The 16,670-nt window shown below is 61.0% G+C and carries 19 protein-coding genes; 7 read left to right on the top strand and 12 right to left on the bottom strand.

Annotated features, from left to right (window positions below; all coding sequences use genetic code 11):
* Positions 1 to 25: 25 nt before the first annotated feature.
* A complete protein-coding gene (locus ACYZTX_RS16660) occupies positions 26 to 529 on the top strand; it encodes a nitrous oxide reductase accessory protein NosL (RefSeq protein WP_462034984.1) in 504 nt (167 codons plus the stop codon).
* Positions 530 to 639: 110 nt separating this feature from the next.
* Positions 640 to 1,383: an SDR family NAD(P)-dependent oxidoreductase gene (locus tag ACYZTX_RS16655; protein WP_462034983.1), complete on the top strand. Its 744-nt coding sequence runs from the start codon at positions 640 to 642 to the stop codon at positions 1,381 to 1,383.
* A gap of 560 nt (positions 1,384 to 1,943) precedes the next feature.
* On the opposite strand, the gene ACYZTX_RS16650 is transcribed toward ACYZTX_RS16655, so the two are convergent.
* The 11 genes from ACYZTX_RS16650 to ACYZTX_RS16600 form a co-directional block, all read right to left on the bottom strand.
* Positions 1,944 to 3,449 (bottom strand): cytochrome D1 domain-containing protein, encoded by a 1,506-nt coding sequence (locus ACYZTX_RS16650; protein ID WP_462034982.1) that lies wholly within the window; start codon positions 3,447 to 3,449, stop codon positions 1,944 to 1,946.
* Entirely contained in the window at positions 3,446 to 4,285 is an 840-nt protein-coding gene (cobA, locus tag ACYZTX_RS16645; protein ID WP_462034981.1) for a uroporphyrinogen-III C-methyltransferase, read from the bottom strand. The genes ACYZTX_RS16650 and cobA overlap by 4 nt, the downstream gene beginning before the upstream one ends.
* 71 nt (positions 4,286 to 4,356) lie before the next feature.
* Positions 4,357 to 5,535 (bottom strand): heme d1 biosynthesis radical SAM protein NirJ, encoded by a 1,179-nt coding sequence (gene nirJ / locus ACYZTX_RS16640; protein WP_462034980.1) that lies wholly within the window; start codon positions 5,533 to 5,535, stop codon positions 4,357 to 4,359.
* A gap of 205 nt (positions 5,536 to 5,740) precedes the next feature.
* Entirely contained in the window at positions 5,741 to 6,256 is a 516-nt protein-coding gene (ahbB, locus tag ACYZTX_RS16635; protein WP_462034979.1) for a siroheme decarboxylase subunit beta, read from the bottom strand.
* Positions 6,231 to 6,674 (bottom strand): Lrp/AsnC family transcriptional regulator, encoded by a 444-nt coding sequence (locus ACYZTX_RS16630; RefSeq protein ID WP_462034978.1) that lies wholly within the window; start codon positions 6,672 to 6,674, stop codon positions 6,231 to 6,233. The genes ahbB (ACYZTX_RS16635) and ACYZTX_RS16630 overlap by 26 nt, the downstream gene beginning before the upstream one ends.
* Positions 6,667 to 7,182 (bottom strand): siroheme decarboxylase subunit beta, encoded by a 516-nt coding sequence (ahbB, locus tag ACYZTX_RS16625; protein WP_462034977.1) that lies wholly within the window; start codon positions 7,180 to 7,182, stop codon positions 6,667 to 6,669. The genes ACYZTX_RS16630 and ahbB (ACYZTX_RS16625) overlap by 8 nt, the downstream gene beginning before the upstream one ends.
* On the bottom strand, positions 7,179 to 7,637 hold the full coding sequence (locus ACYZTX_RS16620; protein ID WP_462034976.1) for an Lrp/AsnC family transcriptional regulator: 459 nt from the start codon (positions 7,635 to 7,637) through the stop codon (positions 7,179 to 7,181). The genes ahbB (ACYZTX_RS16625) and ACYZTX_RS16620 overlap by 4 nt, the downstream gene beginning before the upstream one ends.
* Position 7,638: 1 nt before the next feature.
* Positions 7,639 to 8,817 carry a cytochrome D1 domain-containing protein gene (locus ACYZTX_RS16615; RefSeq protein ID WP_462034975.1) on the bottom strand — a complete coding sequence of 393 codons (1,179 nt, stop codon included), beginning with the start codon at positions 8,815 to 8,817 and terminating at the stop codon, positions 7,639 to 7,641.
* The gene (locus ACYZTX_RS16610; protein WP_462034974.1) at positions 8,814 to 9,140 is read right to left on the bottom strand and encodes a c-type cytochrome; all 327 of its coding nucleotides are present in this window, start codon (positions 9,138 to 9,140) and stop codon (positions 8,814 to 8,816) included. The genes ACYZTX_RS16615 and ACYZTX_RS16610 overlap by 4 nt, the downstream gene beginning before the upstream one ends.
* Before the next feature lie 16 nt (positions 9,141 to 9,156).
* On the bottom strand, positions 9,157 to 9,474 hold the full coding sequence (locus ACYZTX_RS16605) for a c-type cytochrome (RefSeq protein WP_462034973.1): 318 nt from the start codon (positions 9,472 to 9,474) through the stop codon (positions 9,157 to 9,159).
* A gap of 24 nt (positions 9,475 to 9,498) precedes the next feature.
* Positions 9,499 to 11,187, bottom strand: a complete 1,689-nt coding sequence (locus ACYZTX_RS16600; protein WP_462034972.1) for a cytochrome D1 domain-containing protein — start codon at positions 11,185 to 11,187, stop codon at positions 9,499 to 9,501.
* A gap of 199 nt (positions 11,188 to 11,386) precedes the next feature.
* On the opposite strand from ACYZTX_RS16600, the gene ACYZTX_RS16595 reads away from it, so the two are divergent.
* Genes ACYZTX_RS16595 through ACYZTX_RS16585 form a run of 3 tightly spaced genes read left to right on the top strand, consistent with a single transcriptional unit; the run spans position 11,387 to position 13,029 of the window.
* A complete protein-coding gene (locus tag ACYZTX_RS16595) occupies positions 11,387 to 12,190 on the top strand; it encodes an AAA family ATPase (protein ID WP_462034971.1) in 804 nt (267 codons plus the stop codon).
* A complete protein-coding gene (locus ACYZTX_RS16590) occupies positions 12,174 to 12,761 on the top strand; it encodes a cytochrome c oxidase subunit 3 family protein (protein ID WP_462034970.1) in 588 nt (195 codons plus the stop codon). Before ACYZTX_RS16595 ends, ACYZTX_RS16590 begins: the two co-directional genes overlap by 17 nt.
* A gap of 10 nt (positions 12,762 to 12,771) precedes the next feature.
* The gene (locus ACYZTX_RS16585) at positions 12,772 to 13,029 is read left to right on the top strand and encodes a cytochrome C oxidase subunit IV family protein (RefSeq protein WP_462034969.1); all 258 of its coding nucleotides are present in this window, start codon (positions 12,772 to 12,774) and stop codon (positions 13,027 to 13,029) included.
* A gap of 392 nt (positions 13,030 to 13,421) precedes the next feature.
* Here the strand turns inward: ACYZTX_RS16585 and ACYZTX_RS16580 are convergent, their stop codons facing one another.
* Positions 13,422 to 14,480 carry an IS110 family RNA-guided transposase gene (locus tag ACYZTX_RS16580; protein WP_462037001.1) on the bottom strand — a complete coding sequence of 353 codons (1,059 nt, stop codon included), beginning with the start codon at positions 14,478 to 14,480 and terminating at the stop codon, positions 13,422 to 13,424.
* 251 nt (positions 14,481 to 14,731) lie between these two features.
* Here ACYZTX_RS16580 and ACYZTX_RS16575 point away from each other — a divergent pair, with 251 nt between their 5' ends.
* Both ACYZTX_RS16575 and ACYZTX_RS16570 read left to right on the top strand, forming a co-directional pair.
* A complete protein-coding gene (locus tag ACYZTX_RS16575; RefSeq protein WP_462034968.1) occupies positions 14,732 to 15,172 on the top strand; it encodes a c-type cytochrome in 441 nt (146 codons plus the stop codon).
* A 3-nt stretch (positions 15,173 to 15,175) separates the two neighbouring features.
* Positions 15,176 to 16,606 carry a cbb3-type cytochrome c oxidase subunit I gene (locus ACYZTX_RS16570; RefSeq protein ID WP_462034967.1) on the top strand — a complete coding sequence of 477 codons (1,431 nt, stop codon included), beginning with the start codon at positions 15,176 to 15,178 and terminating at the stop codon, positions 16,604 to 16,606.
* Positions 16,607 to 16,670 lie beyond the last annotated feature (64 nt).

Raw genomic sequence — 16,670 nt, 5'->3', positions numbered from 1 at the left:
TTTGATAGTTTTGGAGTAGCTGACGATGAGTGCGTTTTATCTGACGACGGTGCGCGCAGTGGCGGGCCTGATGATGTGTCTGTTGCTGTCGGCCTGTGACAATCCGGCGCAAGCCACCTACAACGACGCCGCCGCAGCCTTTCATCCCAGTGATGAATGCCATGTCTGCGGGATGATCATCAACGGATTCCCCGGACCCAAGGGCGAAGTGGTCGAGCCGGCCGGGATCAAGAAGTTCTGCTCCACGGCGGAAATGATCGGTTGGTGGTTGCAGCCGGAAAATCATCATGGCAATGCCAGACTGTATGTCCACGACATGGGCCGCAGTCCGTGGAACGCGCCGGATGACGCCCACCTGATCGATGCCAAAGATGCGTTTTACGTGGTCGGCACCCAACTCAAAGGCGCCATGGGCGTCGTGCTGGCGTCCTTCTCCAGTCGGCAGGCCGCTGAAAAGCTTGCCGCGGAGCAGGGCGGTCGCTTGCTGCGCTTCAGCGAGATCACTCCTGCGCTGCTGCAGCAACACTAGCGTCGTCGCGAAAATCTGATCGCCGTCAAGTCGGTATTTCTTCACCTGCTCAAAGATAGGGGCTCGCTACGTCCCCAGTGCTTGGCATCCGCGATGCCCAGGAGAAGATGATGAATACCGAGTTTCAGGATCGTTTGGCGGTGGTCACGGGTGCCAGCTCCGGGATAGGTCTGGCACTGTGCACCGCGTTGTTACTGCGTGGCGTCAAGGTGCTGGCGATGTCACGGACCCTGGGTGAACTGCCGGCCTTGCAGCAGATCTACGGCGAACGGTTGCAGTGGTTTGCCGGGGACGTCACGCATCAGCAAGATTTGCGCGAGCTGGCCGAGCGCGCTGCGGCGCTGGGTCCCGTGGACTATCTGGTGCCCAATGCGGGTATCGCCGAGATGGCCGACAGCCTGGATATGTCGGCCTTCCAGCGTCAGTGGGCGGTCAACGGCGCCGGGGCGCTGAATACCCTGGCGGCGTTGCGGGGTGAATTGGCGAGGCCGGCTTCGGTGGTGTTTGTCGGGAGTTTCCTGACCGGTTCGAGCTTCCCCGGGCTGGCCGCCTGCATTGCCAGCAAGGCTGCGCTCGCGGCTCAGGTACGCACGCTGGCGGTGGAGTTCGCGAGCTTTGAAGTGCGCATCAATCTGGTCTCCCCGGGACCGACCGCGACCTCGATGTGGGACAACCTTGGGTTGAGCGAAGATCAGCTTGAAGACGTCGCTACCCACCTCACCAAACGCCTGCTGCCCGGTCACTTTCTCGACGCGGCGGCGGTGGCCAATGTGATTGTCTTTCAGCTGTCGCAGGGTGCTCGCGGTGTTTACGGTCAGGACTGGAAGGTCGATAACGGTTACACCTTGGGCTGAAGGGTAAATATTTACGCTCGGGGTACATATCCGTTTCTGCGGTAACGGCGGCTATTGGTTCCACTTTTACAGCGGGTCACTTGGAGAAGCGCCAAGTAACCAAGCGCTCTTGCCCCTGACGTACGGTGCCTCGCCTAGGCTCGGCATGCCCTCGCTCCGGTCCTGCTCCGTGGGCCTTCCGACGGGGCAGATCAAGATCAAAAGCCAAAGCCAAAGCAAGATCAACAGCCCCCGCCGCTCACTCACTGATCGTTCCCATGCTCCGCGTCCCGCTGTCGACGCAAGGCGTAAGTCTTGTGCACTGGTGACCCGGAGCGTCACGGGATGCATTCCTTTGCTACGCGTGGGAACGATCTTCAAAGTCGACAATGGATACACCCTGGGCTGAAGCCTCTATGCAGTCTGTAGCAGCTGCCGAAGGCTGCGTTCGGCTGCGCAGCAGTCGCAAAATCAGACGCTGCGGTGTGTCAGGTTTACCGAGGAGGCAGGTCTTGCGTCTGCTTCGCAGCCGAACGCAGCCTTCGGCAGCTGCTACAGGGATGTGCGTGAGGGCAGGAGCCCTAATGCGAAGTCCCCTCAGCAAACTCAATCTTGTTCCCCACGTTGTACTTGCCCGACGGCTTGTTCATCGCAATGCGTTTGATCTCCTTAAGGGTGTTGCTGTCGTAGACGATCAGTGCGCCGTCGGTGGCCCAGATGCTCAGCAGCAGGTAGCGGCCATCCCGGGTGAACTCAACATGAGCGGCGGTTTTACCGGGCATCGGGCGCAGCGTGTGGGCGATTTCCAGGGTCTGCTTGTCGATCAGGTGGATCGCATCGTTGTCCGGCCCAAAGAACACGTCGCTCCAGGCATACCGCGAGTTGACGTGACTGCGCATGAAGAAACCCGGCCCCAGGGTCGGAATTTCCTTGATCAGTTTCCAGGTCTTGAAGTCGATGACCGAGATCAGCCCCTTGCTGATATTTGGCGTGGCGAACACCCACTCACCGTTACGTTTCCAATAGGTCCCCGACCCCAAATGCGGCATGCCCGGCAGCGGGATGTCGGTGACCACCTTGCCGCTGTCGAGGTCGACTACCTGACCGCCCTGGGCCTTGCGCGAGGTGGCCAGCAGTTGCTTGTAGTCCGGTGAAAAGGAGAAATCGTCGAGAACATCCCCGGCAGGGATCCGCCGTGGCTGGAAATCCGGGGTGCCGGCCCAGGACAGTTCCCAGACTTCCTTCACGTCTTTGAGCGCCACGATAAAGCTGTCGCGCGGCGGAGCGGAGTAGACCGCGCTGACCCGTGACGCGGTGCCGTCCTGCCCGATCGTGGGAATGGTTTTGACCAGCGACAGATCGCGGGCATCAAGCACCACCAGGTTGCCGGGCAAATAGTTGCCCACCAGCACCCACCGTCCATCCTTGCTCACCGCCAGGTTGCGGGTGTTGATCCCGGCGCGGACCTCGGCGATCAGTTTCAGGTTGTGCAAGTCATACAGGCTGATCCAGCCGTCACGAGAGGCAAAGTAAACGAAGCGCCCGTCCGGCGAGAATTTCGGCCCGCCATGCACGGCAAAGTGCGAGGCAAACCGCGCCAGCACCTCAAAGCGGTCACCGTCGAGGATGTCGATGTGATGGTCGCCGGCTTCCACCACCACGAACAGGTTCAGTGGGTCGGCGCCATGTTGGGGCGTGGTGGGCAGCTTACTGAGGTCTGCGAGCAGCGAGTGACTGCCGCGAATGTCGTCATTGCTCCAGGTGGGCGGGGTGGCGGGCGGTTGCTGAAGGTAGTCCACCAGCGCGTCGATCTGCGCGGGGCTGAACACGTTGGCATAGCCGGCCATCTGGCTTGCAGGGCGGCCGTTGTGAATCACGCTGCGAATTTCATCCGGTTTGATTCGGCTGAGACTTTCCGGCAACAACGCCGGCCCCGCACCGCCGAGACGGTTAATGCCGTGGCAGCGCTGGCAATGCTCCTGGTAATTGTGCGCGGCCTGTTCAAGTGCCGCGCCCGAGAGTGGAACCGCTGCGCCGGCATGGGCCGCACTGACCCATAACACGTGGGCAAGGACCATGCGCCTCATATCGCCACCTTGGCATGGCGGTGCAGTGCTTGAGCCGGGTAAAGCCGCGCCGGGTATTCCAGTTGTTCTGCCGCAAACAGATCGACCACGGTGCCGATCACCGTCAGTGTCGGAATGCCCGGTGGGCAATCCAGCGCCAGGGTCGGCAGTTGGTGCAGCTTGCCACGGGCGACGTGCTGGTCGGGACGCGTGCCGTTGCTGATCAGCGCCGCCGGCGTATCGGCTGACAGCCCGGCTTCGATCAAGCGTTGAGCGATGATGCCCAGGTTCGACAACCCCATGTAAAACACCAAGGTCTGGCTGCTGTCGGCGAGGCTGCTCCAGGGCAGCGACAACTCACCATCACGTTGCAAATGGCCGGTGATGAATCGGCAGGAATTGACCAGATCCCGGTGAGTCAACGGTATGCCCGCGTAAGCGCTGCAGCCGGAAGCGGCGGTAATGCCCGGCACCACCTGACAGTCAACACCGCGTTGCAGCAGGTACTCCAGCTCCTCGGCGCCGCGACCGAAGATGAACGGGTCGCCGCCCTTGAGCCGGACCACGCGCTGTCCTTGATCGGCGAGGTCAGCAAGCAGTTCGTTGATTTGTTCCTGGGGCAGGCTGTGGCAGCCGCTGGCCTTGCCGACGTAATGCCGGGCGCAGGTGAGGGGGATCAACGTCAGCAGCTCGGGGCTGATCAGCCGGTCATAGACCACGGTGTCGGCCTGCATCAACAGGCTCCAGGCGCGCAGGGTCAGCAGGCGTGGATCGCCGGGGCCAGCGCCGACCAGGGCAACTTCGCCCGGTCTGAACGCGGATTGAAGGGTGGCCGGTATAGCAATCGATGGAGGCATGGGACGTCCTTGGTGCTTCATCAGGTTGACCGGCCCCAGCCCTTTGTCAGCTGGTTGGCCGGACGGGCTATTCAGTGGGTGATGCAAGGAATGGTCGTTGACGGCGGCATACCGATTTCGTCATCGCTGAGGTGGCAGCCGGGGTCCTGGCCCCAGAGGTCACCCTCGGCCCAGGCGCGTGTGCGGGTATTGCCGTTGCAGATGTGCAACCAGCGGCATTTCGCGCAGCGGCCGCCGACGGCGCGGGGATGCTCACGCAGGCGCAACAGCAGCGCATCCGGCTGGTCCAGCCACAGTGTGCGGAAGGGGGTGCGCCGGACATTGCCCACTGAGTGCTGCCACCAGTAGGTGTCGGGGTGTACTTCGCCGGTGTTGTCGATATTGGCGATGCCGCTGCCGGACGCGTTGCCGCCCCAGGCGCGGAGCATGTTTTCCAGGCGTGGGTAATGCTCGGGAAGACGAAGGCCGGCCCATTGCAGCAGGAGAATGGCGTCGGCATCGTTGTTGCCGCTGACAAAATCGCTGTCGCGGCCCTGTTGGATGTCGTCCCAGGCGTGTTCGAAGATCAGTGTCATGGCCTCGCGGCTCATCTGCTGTTGCGCGTCGAGTTTGCGACTGCGTTTGCCGCGACCGCTGTAGTTGAGGTGCGACAGGTAAAACTTTTGCACGTCGTACTCGCGCATCAGCGCCAGTAACTGAGGCAGCTGCGGATGGTTCTCCTGGGTCAGGGTGGTGCGCAGGCCGACACGGATGCCCTGTTCGCGACAGAGCCGGATCGCCTGCAGGGAACGGGCGAAGCTGCCCTTGAGTTGGCGGAAGGCATCGTGGGTGGCTTCCAGGCCATCGATGCTGATCCCGACATAGTCAAAATTCGCCGCGCTGATCTGCGAAATGTTCTGCTCATCGATCAGCGTGCCGTTGGTGGACAAGGCCACAAAGAAACCCTTGGCCCGGGCATACGCACTGAGCACAAACAGATCCTCGCGCAACAGCGGTTCGCCACCCGAGAGAATCAACACCTTCACCCCGGCATCATGCAGGTCGTCGATCACGGTCAGCGCGGCGGCCGTATCCAATTCGTCGCGAAAGACACTATCAGCCGAGGTGGCGTAGCAATGTTTGCAGGTCAGGTTGCAGCGCCTGAGCAGGTTCCAGATCACCACCGGCGGCCGGTTGCTGCCCGGGGGACTGGTTCTGGGCGCAGGCGCCTGGCCGGCCAGCGCACGCAGGTATTGGCTGATCCTCAACATGCAACTCTCCTTGAGTCAGGGTGTGTTCAGCGTGAAGCGGGCGGCAAGCGCAAGCCTGATGCCCGTAGCAGCTGTCGAGCTTGCGAGGCTGCGTTCGGCTGCGCAGCAGTCGTAAAACCTGTGTGCGAGGTTTATCTGAAGCACCGTATCGCCTGATTTCACGACTGCTTCGCAGCCGAACGCAGCCTCGCAAGCTCGACAGCTGCTACAAGGTGTGTGTTGAACTGACCGGAATTAAACGCAAGCCGGTTTTTTTCAGGATGCGGCTGCTTACCAGCATCTCGTCGGCCACACAGGCGTCGCCCAGCAAGTAGCGCAGGTGCTCGCGGTAGCTGTTGATTTCATCGGCGCTGCGGCCATGAACCATGGCGAACAGGTTGTAACGCCAGTCGATTCGGCGCGGGCGGCGATAGCAGTGGCTGACGAAGGGTTGCGCGCCGATCAGCGCGCCGAGGCGCGGCATGTCGGTGTCGCGCACATTCCAGACCGTCATGCCGTTGTGGCGATAGCCTAATCGGTAGTGGTTGGGCACGGCGGCGATACGCCGAATCGCGCCCTCGGCCTGCAAGCGCTTGAGCAGATCCAGGGTGGATTCGATGTTCAGTCCCAGCTGTTCCGCGAGCCACGCCCAAGGGTCGTCCAGCAGCGGCAGACCGGCCTGGGTCAACACGATCAGACGCTGGACGAGGGTGTCTTCAGGCCGGGAAATACAGACCGACATGGTAGGTCTCCTCTTTGGGCAGGTTGAGCAGCGGGAGGCCGGTCAGGGTTTCGATGCGCTGCAGGGCTTCGGTCAGGTGATGTTCAGTTGCGCAGGCGAGCACGAACCACATGTTCCAGGCGTGCTCGCGTCGGTAGTTGTGCGCCACTTCCGGCATGCCCTGCAGTTGCTCGGCGACGTCGTCGAAACGCTCTTCCGGCACCGCCAGCGCGGCGAGAGTGAAGGCGCCGCCCAGCTGTTCAATGTCGAACATCGGGCCGAAGCGTGTGAGAACGCCGTCATCGAGTAGGGCATGCAGTCGGTCGAGCAGTTCAGTGCTGCTGCTCTCCAGTTCGGCAGCCAATGCCTGCCAGGGGTGGCGCACCAGCGGCAGGCCCAATTGCAAGCGGTTGATCAGTCGGCGGTCGAGGTCATCCATGGGTGGGTGCGCCTGTTCGCGAGGGCGCAAAGCGTCCACCGCACTGTTTGAAGACCTGGCTGCTGAACAGCAGTTGATGGGGCAGGTCGCTCAGCAGATGGTCTTCCAGCAGCGCCTGGATCTGCGCCTCCACCTGGACACGTTGACGCCCGTGCACCATGCAAAACAGGTTGTACCGCCACTGCGGCAAGCGCCGGGGTCGTTGATAGCAAAGGTTAATGCCGGGCGCTCGCCCCAGGCGCTGGCCGACTTCGTCGATCAGCGCATCGGGGATATCCAGCACCAGCATGGCGTTGGCGGTAAAGCCCAGCGCGCGATGGTGCAGCACCAGGCCAACGCGGCGGAACAGCCCTTGCTCGCTCCACAGACGCATTTGTTCGAGGACTTGGGCTTCGTCAGTGTTTATCCGCTCGGCGAGAGCTTGATAGGGGCGCGATACCAGCGGCAACCCGCCTTCGAGGTGCCGGCGCATCGCCAGCGCTTGTTTGGGGTTCAATCCAGGTTTCATGAGTCTTCTCCCAGGGCAAAGCCCAGGTCGATGCGGTAGGCAGTCAACATCGGCAGGTCCAGCGGCATGAGGCCGGTGTCGTCCTCGAGTTCTTTGAGCACACGCTCGATGTGAAGGCGATCAGGGCCGGTCAGCACAAACCACAGGTTGTAGAAATGCTCCCGTGCGTAGTTGTGATTGACCTCGGGGTACTGACTGACGCGATCGGCCACCTGTTGCAGGCGTTCGGCGGGCACGGCGAAGGCGGCGAGGGTGCTGGCCCCGGCGCGGCTGTGTTCGAACACCGGGCCGATCCGTGAGAGGGTGCCGGCCTTGTCCATTTCTTCCAGGCAGGCCATCACTTGGGATTCTCGGCAGCCGAGGATCCGCGCCATCTCCTTGTACGGTGCGGGGCACAGCGGCATGCCGTGCTGGAAGCGGTCGATGAGTTGACGACTGAGCAGCTCAAGGTTCATTTCAATACCCCATTTTCTGCGCGCGACTGCTGAAGAAGATGCCGCTCGGCGCGGTGGCCGGCAGGGTGCTCAGCAGCTTCAGGCTGTACGGATCCCAGACCTGAACCTGATCGCCGTCGCGTAACGACAGCCACAGTTGGTCACCGCGCGCGGTGAATTCCATGTGCAGCACCGCCGGCCCCGGCTTCAGATCGGCGACGACGGCGTGGGTTTCGGTGTCGATGACCTGAACCCGATCATTGTCCGGGTAGGCGAAATTGACCCATAGCTGCCGACCGTCCGGGCGTGACGTGACGAATATCGGTTGACCGGCGACCGGGATCACAGCGGTCTGCTGCCAGGTGCGTGAATCCATCACCAACACTTGATGACGGCCAACGGCGGGCACGAAGGCCTGGTTATCGGCGACGGCCCAGCCTTCCAGGTGCGGCATCTTGTACACGGGGAGTTTCGCCTGGCCGCGTCCGTAATCGCCGAGTACCCGCTGCACACCGCGTTCTGGATGCCAGAGGTCGAGTTGGGCCATGCCGTCTTCGCCGAACAGCCCGGCCATGTAGTAGCGCCCATCGGGAGTAATCAGGGCGTCGTAGGGTTGCTGGCCGATGCCGGTGAAACGGCTGATTTGTGGTGTGTTGCCCTGACTGAAATCGGCGGTCCAGATCTCACCGGTATCGAACAGGCTGAACACAAAACGTTGCCCCGGCGCGTCGACCAGGCCGACCACCCGGGAGCGCTTGCTGCCATCGGCCAGGGGCGTGGCCGGAATATCAGCGACCAACTGCAGGGTGGCGGCATCGAACACCTTGACCCCGCCGGGCACGTAGTTGGACACCGCGATCAACTTGCCGTCCTGACTGATGGCGCCGCCAATGCTGTTGCCGCCCTGGATCACACGATGGTCGATACGCCGGGTCAGCAAATCGATTTTGCTCAACCCGCCGTCGCGCCCAAACACATAGGCAAAGCGCTGGTCGCGGGAGAACACCACCGAGGCATGGGACAGATCGCCGAAACCTTCGAGTCGGGCCAGCGCGGTGCGTGTGTCGCTTTCGATGATTTGTACGCTGCCGGTGGCGCGCTCCACGACCACACCCAGATCGCCGGTGCCGCGCAACGGTGGCTGAACGCAAGCGGACAACAATAGCCCGGTCGCCGCTGACAGCAGGATTGAACGGATCATGGTGCGGGGTATCCCTGGAGAAGAAGATCGACCAGCCAACGAATGTCGTCGGGGCTGAGCAGCGGGGCCCAACCGGGCATCGCGGTACCGGGCCGACCTTGGCTGACGGTGGCAATCAGGCTGTCCCTGGACTTGCCGGCCAGCGCTGCGCGCGTCAGTTCGGGGCCCAGCCCGCCGGTCAGGTGCAGCCCATGGCAGGCGCCGCAGTCCTGGGTCAGCAGGTGGTCGAGTTGTGCCTGACGCTGGGCGTCCGGCGCCGCAACCGCAGTTGCGCAAATGAGGAGGAGGGCCGCCAGAATCGCAGCGTGTCGATAAACCATCATGACGCCCTCCAGTCGGTTATTTGAGTGTCAGTACCCAGGTCGCGAGAATTTTCGCTTCTTCATCCGTTACCGGATTAGCCGGCATTGGCATCGGCCCCCAGTTGCCTGATGTGCCGTTTTTGATGTGGCCTGCCAGGGTGTCCGCGGCTCCGGCCACGCCCGCATTCTTGGCCGCTACTTCCTTGAGCGCGGGGCCGACCAGTTTGGTGTCGATGGAATGGCAGGCGGCGCAGGGTTTGCTCTTGAACAACGCCGGCCCGTCCTCGGCAGCCATGGCCGGCTGCACGCTCAGCGCAGCGGTCAGGGCGAACAGTGAAAACAGAGTATTTTTCATGATGTTTCCTTGCATTGATGGAGCTCAATAAATGTCGTGTTGGGTGTTGTAGACGTTGAACTTCCCGGTGGGTGTGATCAGTCGTTTGTCCTTGATGACTGACTTGAGCTTCAGTGTTTTGTCGTCGATCACCACCAGCGCCGATTCGTCTTCCTGGCCGCTCCACACGGAGAACCAGACTTCATCGCCGGCCTTGTTGTATTCCGGTTGCACGACGCGCATGGCGCCTTTCTTGATGCCCGCGTATTCGGCGATGGGCAGCACGGTGTAGCCAGCGTCGAGCTTGTCGAGGTTGAACACCGCCACCGACTGACTCAGCTTGGTGTCCGGGTTGAGGGTGGTGTCGACGTACAGGTGACGGGATTTTGGATGGGTTTTGATAAACAGCGATCCGCCGCCCTGGCCCTTGAGCGAGGCGACCTGCTTCCAGGCGTATTGCGGGTGTTTGGTCGGGTCGGTGCCGATCAGCGAGATGCCGTCATCACCCAAGTGGCTGGTGGCCCAGACCGGGCCGTAGGTCGGGTGGTTGAAGTTGGCGCCGCGACCCGGGTGAGGGGTTTTGCCGACGTCCACCAGCGCGGTCAACTTGCGCTCCTTGGAGTCGATCACGGCGACCTTGTTCGAATTGTTGGCGGCGGTCATGAAGTAGCGGTGCGTGCTGTCCCAGCCACCGTCATGCAGGAACGGCGCGGCATCGATGTAGGTGACGGTGAGGTTTTTGATGTCCTGGTAATTGACCAGCATGACCTTGCCGGTTTCCTTGACGTTGACGATGAACTCCGGCCATTCGTGGGAGGCGATGATCGCTGCGACCCGGGGTTCCGGGTGATAGTCCTGCTTGTCGACGGTCATGCCGCGGGTCGAAACGATCTGTTTCGGCTCCAGGGTTTCGCCGTCCATGATGGTGAACTGCGGCGGCCAATAAGAACCGGCGATGGTGTATTTGTCTTCGTAGCCCTTGAACTTGGAGGTCTCGACCGAGCGCGCCTCGATGCCCACTTTGACTTCGGCGACCTTGGTCGGCTCGACTGGCCACAGGTCAATCATGTCGATTCGCGCGTCTCGACCAATCACCAGCAGGTAGCGCCCCGACGCGGAGATCCGCGAGATGTGCACTGCGTAACCGGTCTCGATCAGCTTGACGATCTTTTTGCTGTCACCGTCGATCAGGGCGATCTTGCCGTCATCGCGCAGCGTCACCGAAAACAGGTTCGGCAGGTTGAGTTTGCTCAGCTGCTTCTTCGGACGATCCTCGGGTTTGACCAACACTTTCCAGGTCTTCAGCGTCTCGGCCATGCCCCATTCCGGCGGCGTCGGTGGTGCGTGCTGAATAAACTTGGCCATTGACGTGATCTGATCCTTGGTCAGCGCATTGGACGTTCCCCAGTTCGGCATGCCCGCCGGCGACCCGTAGGTAATCAAGGCCTCCAGGAATGGCTGCCCGCGGTTCTGGGTAATGTCCGGTGTCAGCGGTTTGCCGGTAGCCCCTTTGCGCAACACGCCATGGCAGCCTGCGCAGCGCTGGAAGTAGATTTCCTTTGATGAGTCGAACTCGGCCTGGCTCATGTCGGGAGCGCCAGCAGTTTTGACCATGGGCGGGGTGGCCGCAGCGGCGGGCTCTTCAGCGCTGGCGGCATGACTCACCGCCAGGGCCAGTGACGAACACAATGTAGCGAGGGTCAGGGCAAACGTTTTTCTATTGCTGATCAGCATTCCATTTCTCCTCAGGCAAGACCTTTGCGATGTGCTGAAACGGCAGCGCAGAACGCAGGTTCTTAGTGCCGTGCAAGGCTATGCCCGAGCAGGCCAATGCTCGCTTGACGGCGATCAAGTTTGCCGACCATGTCCCTTGCCAGGTTGTCGCAGGGGCCCGTAGCGTGTTGCTTGAATCCGCTTATGGAACAGACAGCCCATGGACCGAATCCAGTCTTGCGAACACCCGATCGAACCCTTTTATCAACCGCTCAATAATGAAGAGGTGCTGTTCGAACAAGCCTGGCGACACGGCATGCCAGTGCTGATCAAAGGCCCGACGGGATGCGGCAAGACCCGTTTTGTCCAGCACATGGCCCATCGGCTGAAACTGCCGCTGTACACCGTGGCTTGCCACGATGATTTGAGCGCGGCCGACCTGATCGGTCGCCATCTGATCGGTGCCCAAGGCACCTGGTGGCAGGACGGACCGCTGACCCGCGCGGTGCGAGAGGGCGGCATCTGTTACCTCGACGAAGTGGTCGAGGCGCGCCAGGACACAGTGGTCGTATTGCATCCCCTGGCCGATGATCGTCGGGAACTGTTCCTGGAACGCACCGGCGAAGTGCTGAAGGCGCCGCCGTCATTCATGCTCGTGGTGTCTTACAACCCCGGTTACCAGAACCTGCTTAAAGGCATGAAGCCCAGCACCCGACAACGCTTCGTGGCGATGCGCTTCGGCTATCCGCCGGTGGCCGATGAGGAACGCATCGTTGCCCGGGAGGCTCAGGTGGACAACGCGCTGGCGGCGCAAGTGGTTCGGCTGGGTCAGGCGCTGCGCCGACTCGATCAACATGATCTGGAGGAGGTCGCCTCAACGCGACTGCTGATTTTCACGGCACGTATGATTCGCTCCGGCATGAGCCCGCGTGAGGCCTGCATGGCCTGTCTGGCCGAGCCGCTGAGCGATGATCCGCTGACCGTTGCCGCCCTGATGGACGTGGTTGATGTCCACTTCGGCTGAGTCCTCGGGCGTCTCGCGTCGCGACTTGCCGGGCGATCTGGCGATGTGGTTTTTCATACTGGCCGAACTGTCGGTGTTCGCCATCCTGATCCTGGCGTTCGCCGTGACCCAGGTGCTCAAGCCGCAGATGTTCAGTGAAAGCCGTTTATTGCTGAACACCTCGACCGGGCTGGCGATGACCCTGAGCCTGCTCACCGCGGGGCTGTTCGCTGCGCTGGCTCAAGAGCAAGTCAGGCGCTCACGGCCCCGACATGGCGCCGTCTTCCTGCTCATGGCGTTGCTCGTCGCCAGTGTCTACGTGGTGCTGAAACTCACAGAATACCGGCACTTGCTGGCCTCGGGGCTGGGCATGGAGCACAACACGTTTTTCACCCTCTACTGGATCCTTACCGGTTTTCATTTTCTCCACGTCTTGCTCGGCATGGTCATTCTCGGATGGCTGGCCGAGCGCTGTCGCCGTGGCCTGTACGACGCCAACAAGCGCAGCGGATTTGAATCCGGCGTGTTGTATTGGCACATGGTCGATCTGATCTGGGTCATGCTTTTTCCGCTGGTCTATGTGCTGAGTTGACGAGGTTCTCATGTCTGTTTCCAGGGTTTTGCTCGTCTGTTGGGCAGCGCTCGCGACGTTAAGCGTGTGCACGGTGATGCTGGCCCAGGCCGGTGCGACGTGGGGGCTGTCGATTGCCATCTTGCTGGTGGCGGTCGGCAAGGCGTGGCTGATCACCGATGGCTTCATGGAGATGCGCCGTGCACCGCGGCTGTGGCGCAGCTTGATGTTGAGCTGGGCGCTGGTGTTGGCGGCTGTTGTGGGGCTGACACTGATTTTGTTCCGTTAAGCGATCCATGTAGCAGCTGGCGAAGCCTGCGTTCGGCTGCGAAGCAGTCGCAAACCCTGAATGCACGGTGTAACTGACGGACTGCATTGCCTGATTTCACGACTGCTGCGCAGCCGAACGCAGGCTTCGCCAGCTGCTATGTATGGACTCGCCCCCACTGTCTACCCGCTTTTGAAAAAACCGTCGCCCCGTTGCATCTATGTATCAGGCCTATTCGTGGAAGCCGTCTTCGGCTTCTGGCCAAAATTGGTAAAGCTCGTGGTATGCCGATTACAGTCAGGCCTCGAAGGCCAGTAGCAGCTAAGGCATCAATCCACGCCGGTCTTACCTGGGGTCAATTTTCTTCAGCAAAGGGTCGGACAGTCAGTACCTCGGTGGCAGAACTCTGTCGCTCAGTGGCTTATCGTCGCTTGCTGGCCATCACCAGCGTGGCGACGATAAGTCTGGTCATTCTGTAGAAGCACCCAGACGATTCGCAGGTTGCGGTTGGCTAGCCTGATCGCAGCCTCCTTACGACCCAGCCGGCTCACCCAGCGCAACAAGCGGCGGTCATCGGGTTGCTGGGAATCAGGTCGTAGTTGTTGCAGCACCGCATGGGCTCCCTGGATCATCAGGCTGCGTAAATAAACATCACCTCGCTTGGTCATGTCCCCCAGCCGGACCGTCTGCCCGCTGCTGTGCTGGTCAGGCACCATGCCAAAGTACGCGGCAAACTTGCGGGCATTGGGAAATCGCTCAGGTTTGGTTTCCTTGGCCACCAGTGCCGTGGCAGTGACTGGGCCGATGCCGCGCACAGTCATCAGTCGCTTCGCCGTCATGTCGGCGTTGGCGGCCACTTCCAGGCGTCCCGTCAGCACGCTGATGCGCTCGCCCAAATGGCGCCACTCGGCCAACAGTTCGTCGATCAGTTCACGCAGCAGGCCAGGCACCGGCTGGGTAGCATCTTCCAGTACCCGCGGAATTTTCTGGCTGATCGCAACATCGCCCTGCGCCAAGGCCACGCCGTGCTCGAGCAGCAGGCCGCGCATCTGATTACTTACCGCCGTGCGTCGACGCACATAGCCCTGACGGGCGCGATGCAGCGCCTGCATTGCCAGCGCCGCAACGCTTTTGACCGGTACTGCGCATATCTTTTCATCGCGACCAGCCCGCAGAATCGCCAGCGCATCGTTGCGATCATTTTTAGGCCCGCTGCGGTGTGTGGCCACCAAACCGGCTGGAAGAATGCGCGCCAAATTGCCTTGGTCTTGCAGCTGCCGGGCCCAGGCTTGAGCGCCCGGACCGGTCTCCATCAAAACCACGACATGAGGCGGTAACTGTTGGAGAAACTCATAAAACGCCTCACGCGACTTGATCCGCTGCTCATAGCGCACCTGGCCGAGGACATCTTCACCGGCGACCTGAAAGACCTGCTTGGCCAGATCGACCGCCAAAGTTGTGCAGGCCGACAAATCGGAAGAAGACAGGGATTGATCAATCGAACTATGATTTTTCATGGACTCGCCCTCGCTGTCGTTGGCTGTTTAGACTGCCACCGTGGCGCATTGACGCCTCGGCTTGGGCGAGTCCATCCAATTACATGGACCGAGTACGGCTTAAGCGTAATACCCGACCAAAACCATCTGACTTTCTTGATCGCCATCAAGCAGGTTTCAACCCTTCGCTTCCTATCATGGACACGCCTAGCAAAGAGGAAGCGACCATGTCAGACACCTTCACCAAAGGCATGGCCAGGAATATTTACTTTGGGGGAAGCATCTTCTTCTTCCTGATATTCCTGGCTTTGACCTATCACACGGAACAGACCTTTCCCGAGCGCAGCAATGAAGCGCTGTTAACCGAATCAGTCGAGCGCGGCAAGTTGGTCTGGGAGCAAAACAACTGCATCGGCTGCCACACGCTGTTGGGCGAGGGCGCTTACTTCGCGCCTGAGCTGGGCAACGTGTTCCAGCGGCGCGGCGGGGAGGAGAGCTTCAAACCCTTCCTGCAGGCCTGGATGAAAATGCAGCCACTGGGCGTACCGGGCCGGCGAGCGATGCCTCAGTTCAAGTTGAGTGACCAGGAGGTGGATGACATCGCCGAGTTCCTCAAATGGACCTCGAAAATCAACACCAATGGCTGGCCGCCAAACAAGGAGGGCTAAGCGATGAGCATTGCTAATCCGCATCTGAAATTCGCCTCGCAAGCCGTGGCCAAACCGTACTTCGTGTTTGCCCTGATCCTGTTTCTCGGTCAGATACTGTTCGGTTTAATCATGGGCCTGCAATACGTGATCGGAGACTTTCTGTTCCCGATCATCCCCTTCAACGTGGCGCGGATGGTGCACACCAACCTGCTGATCGTCTGGATATTGTTCGGCTTCATGGGGGCTGCCTACTACCTGATTCCGGAAGAGGCCGACCGCGAATTGCACAGTCCGAAGCTGGCGATCATCCTGTTCTGGGTATTCGCCGCCGCTGGCGTGCTGACGATCCTCGGTTACCTGCTGGTGCCGTATGCCGGCCTGGCCAAGCTGACCCACAACGAGCTGTTGCCGACCATGGGTCGAGAGTTCCTCGAACAGCCGACCATCTCCAAGATGGGCATTGTGGTGGTCTGCCTGGGCTTTCTTTACAACATCGGCATGACCCTGCTCAAAGGGCGCAAGACCACCGTCAGTATGGTCATGATGACCGGGCTGATCGGGCTTGCGGTGTTCTTCCTGTTCTCCTTCTACAACCCCGGCAACCTCGCCCGCGACAAGTTCTACTGGTGGTGGGTGGTGCATCTTTGGGTAGAAGGCGTGTGGGAACTGATCATGGGGTCGATGCTGGCCTTCGTGCTGATCAAGATCACCGGTGTGGACCGGGAGGTCGTGGAAAAATGGCTCTACGTGATCATCGCCATGGCGCTGATCACGGGGATCATCGGTACCGGTCACCACTTCTTCTGGATCGGTGCACCTGAGGTCTGGTTGTGGGTGGGTTCAATCTTCTCGGCACTCGAGCCGCTACCTTTCCTGGCGATGGTGATATTCGCCTTCAGCATGGTCAAGAACCGTCGACGGGACCACCCGAACCGCGCGGCCACGCTGTGGGCCAAGGGCACCACCGTCACCGCGTTCTTCGGCGCTGGCGTCTGGGGCTTCCTGCACACCCTGGCACCGGTCAACTTCTACACCCATGGTTCGCAGTTAACGGCGGCTCACGGTCACCTGGCCTTCTACGGTGCTTACGCGATGATCGTGATGACCTTGATCAGCTACGCCATGCCGAAACTGCGCGGGCTCGGCGAGGCAGCGGACGAGCGTTCGCAGCAACTCGAGATCTGGGGTTTCTGGTTGATGACCCTGTCGATGGTGATGATCACGCTGCTGCTCACCGCTGCCGGTGTCGTGCAGATCTACCTGCAACGCTGGCCGGTGGATGGCGTCGCGTTACCGTTCATGGCCACTGTCGATCATCTGCAAGTGCTGTTCTGGGCTCGTCTGGGCGCCGGTCTCGGATTCTTCGCAGGGTTGCTCTGCTACCTGTTCAGTTTCAAGCGACGGGTGCCAGTGGGGATCACTGCTTCTGCCGCATCCGCTGTTCGTTCGTGAGTCAATAACATCCTTGAGGAGGACGGCCCGGCTGGTACAGCGGGCCGTTTCACATTGGTTTTCA

The organism is Pseudomonas sp. MDT1-17, assembly GCF_054898105.1.
Note: the sequence above shows the minus strand (reverse complement) of the source record. Positions and strands in the feature narration are given on the sequence as shown.